Source organism: Euzebyales bacterium (assembly GCA_036374135.1).
Taxonomy (GTDB): Bacteria; Actinomycetota; Nitriliruptoria; order Euzebyales; family JAHELV01; genus JAHELV01.
In genome coordinates this window covers 1-2,336 of sequence record DASUUK010000022.1, presented here as the reverse complement: position 1 = coordinate 2,336, position 2,336 = coordinate 1, and the positions used below count along the sequence as shown (strand labels likewise).

The 2,336-nt window shown below is 70.7% G+C and carries 3 protein-coding genes; all 3 read left to right on the top strand.

Annotated features, from left to right (window positions below):
* On the top strand, positions 1-484 hold a 484-nt coding region (locus VFZ70_02780), incomplete at its 5' end, for an FtsX-like permease family protein (protein HEX6254713.1).
* Positions 485-533: 49 nt separating this feature from the next.
* Positions 534-1,373 (top strand): hypothetical protein, encoded by an 840-nt coding sequence (locus tag VFZ70_02775; GenBank protein HEX6254712.1) that lies wholly within the window; start codon positions 534-536, stop codon positions 1,371-1,373.
* A 1-nt stretch (position 1,374) separates the two neighbouring features.
* The coding region (locus VFZ70_02770) for an NAD(P)-dependent alcohol dehydrogenase (GenBank protein HEX6254711.1) at positions 1,375-2,336 on the top strand (962 nt) is incomplete at its 3' end.

Here is a 2,336-nt window from a genome sequence, read left to right as displayed (position 1 = left end):
CGCGGATCTCCTCGCGCACGGGGCTGACGCCCGAACCTTCACCACGATGGGAACCGCCGGGACGGGTCAGCTAGTGGGCTTCATCGCCCTGCTGCGGGGCTTCCTCGGCCTCGGCCTGCTCGTGGGGATCGCCGGCCTGGGTGTCGTCATGGTCCGCGCGGTCCGCGAGCGCCGGCACGAGATCGGCATGCTGCGGGCGATGGGCTTCCGAACGGGCATCGTGCGGGCCGCCATGCTGTCCGAGGCCGGCCTCATCGCCGTCCAGGGCACGGTGATCGGCGCCGTCCTGGGGCTGGTCACGACCCGTCAGCTGCTGGCCGGCTCCGACTCGTTCGGCGACGTGCCGCCGCCGTTCGTCGTCCCGTGGGTGGGGCTGCTCGTGATCCTGGGCCTGCCCCTGGTCGCCTCTCTGGCAGCCACCTCATGGCCCGCGTCGCGGGCAGCGGCCATCAAGCCGGCGGTTGCGCTGCGCGCGGCCGACTGAGCGTGCCCGGCCGCAGGAACGACAGCGCACTCGAGAAGGAGACACCACCATGAGCTCATCCGCTGACCCCCAGGCCGCACGACTGACGATCGACTACCCCGATCGCGACCTCGACCGCGTCTCGACGGCGCTGCGCCTTGTCTACGCCATCCCCGTCATGATCGTCTTGGGAGTGGTCGCCGGTGGCGTCGCCGGCGACACGGCAGGTGAGACCGGAGGGCGCATCAGCGCCTTCGGTGGCGTGGTGCTGGCGCTGCCGGTCCTGCTGATGATCGTGTTCCGCAACAAGTACCCGCGCTGGTGGTTCGACTTCAACCTGCAGCTCGCGCGGTTCTCGACCCGGGTGCTGTCGTACCTGGCGCTGATGTCGGACCGCTACCCGTCCACCGACGACGAGCAGTCCGTCCACCTCGACCTCGACTACGCGAACGTGCCGGAGGACCTGAACCGGTGGTTGCCGTTGGTCAAGGCTGCTGGCGGTTCCGCACTACGTCGCATTGCTCTTCATGGGCGTCGCGGCCGCCATCGGCGTCGTGATCGCCTGGTTCTCGGTGCTGTTCACGGGACGCTATCCGCGGGGCATCTTCGGCTTCGTCGAAGGCGTCCTGCGGTGGGCCCTGCGCGTCGAGGCGTATGCGTTCCTCCTGGTGACCGACCGCTACCCGCCGTTCTCGCTGGCATGACACCCGTGCGCACGACCTGTCCCTACTGCGGCGAGATCACCCACCTGGCCACTACGGAGATCTTCCTCGCGCTGCACGACGGCGGCACCACCGGCGACTACTCCTACACCTGTCCGCAGTGCACCCGTACCGGCGTGCACCCCGCTACCCAAACCGCCGTCGCGGAGCTGCTGTCCGCGGGGGTCATCCCGATCGGAAGGAACTGACATGTCGAACACCACCGCCACACGCCCCGCCCGCACGACGATGCACGCGATCGTCCAGCACGCCTATGGCACCAGTGACGTGCTGCGGCTACAGGACATCGACGAGCCCAGCCCCGGGCCGCACGACGTGCTCGTCGGTGTCCATGCAGCCTCGGTGAACCACGGAGATTGGTTCGTCACCTCCGGCCGGCCCTACGTCGCGCGCGCGGCCCTCGGGCTGCGCCGGCCGCGAGTCGCCGTCCGCGGACGAGACCTCGCCGGCCGGGTCGAGGCGGTCGGCGCGGCCGTTACCCGGTTCCGCCCCGGCGATGACGTCTACGCCGAGACCACGACCGGCAGCTTCGCCGAGCTCGCCTGCGTCCCTGAACGCCTGCTGGCGCGCAAGCCGGCCAACCTCACCTTCGAGCAGGCCGCCGCGGTGCCGGTCGCCGCCGTCACCGCGCTGCAGGGCCTGCGCGACGTCGGCGGGGTGCAACCGGGCCAGGCGGTGCTGATCAACGGCGCATCGGGTGGCGTCGGCACGTTCGCCGTGCAGATCGCCACAGCCATGGGCGCCGACGTGACCGGCGTGTGCAGCACCCGCAACGTCGAGCTGGTCCGCTCGCTCGGCGCGGACCACGTCATCGACTACACCCGGGAGGACTTCACCCGCAGCGGACAACGCTACGACGTGATCTTCGACCTCGCCGGTCGTCATCCGCTGGCGGCATGCCGAGGCGCGCTGACCCGCACCGGCACCCTCGTCCTGGCAAGCGGCCACGGCGGTCCGGTCGTCGGACCGCTGGGACGCTACCTCCGGGCGCTTGCCTGGTCCCCGTTCGTGACCCAGCGGCTGCGCGTGCACGCCACCAAACCTTCCCAACCCGACCTCGACGCGGTCACCACGCTCATCGAAGGCGGCGCGGTCACACCCGCGATCGAGGCGACCTACGAGCTGGCCGACACCGCCGCGGCCATCCGGCA

Coding starts and splice junctions, on each gene's coding strand:
- VFZ70_02775 (HEX6254712.1), top strand. CDS start 534: ATGAGCTCATCCGCTGACCCCCAGGCCGCACGACTGACGATCGACTAC.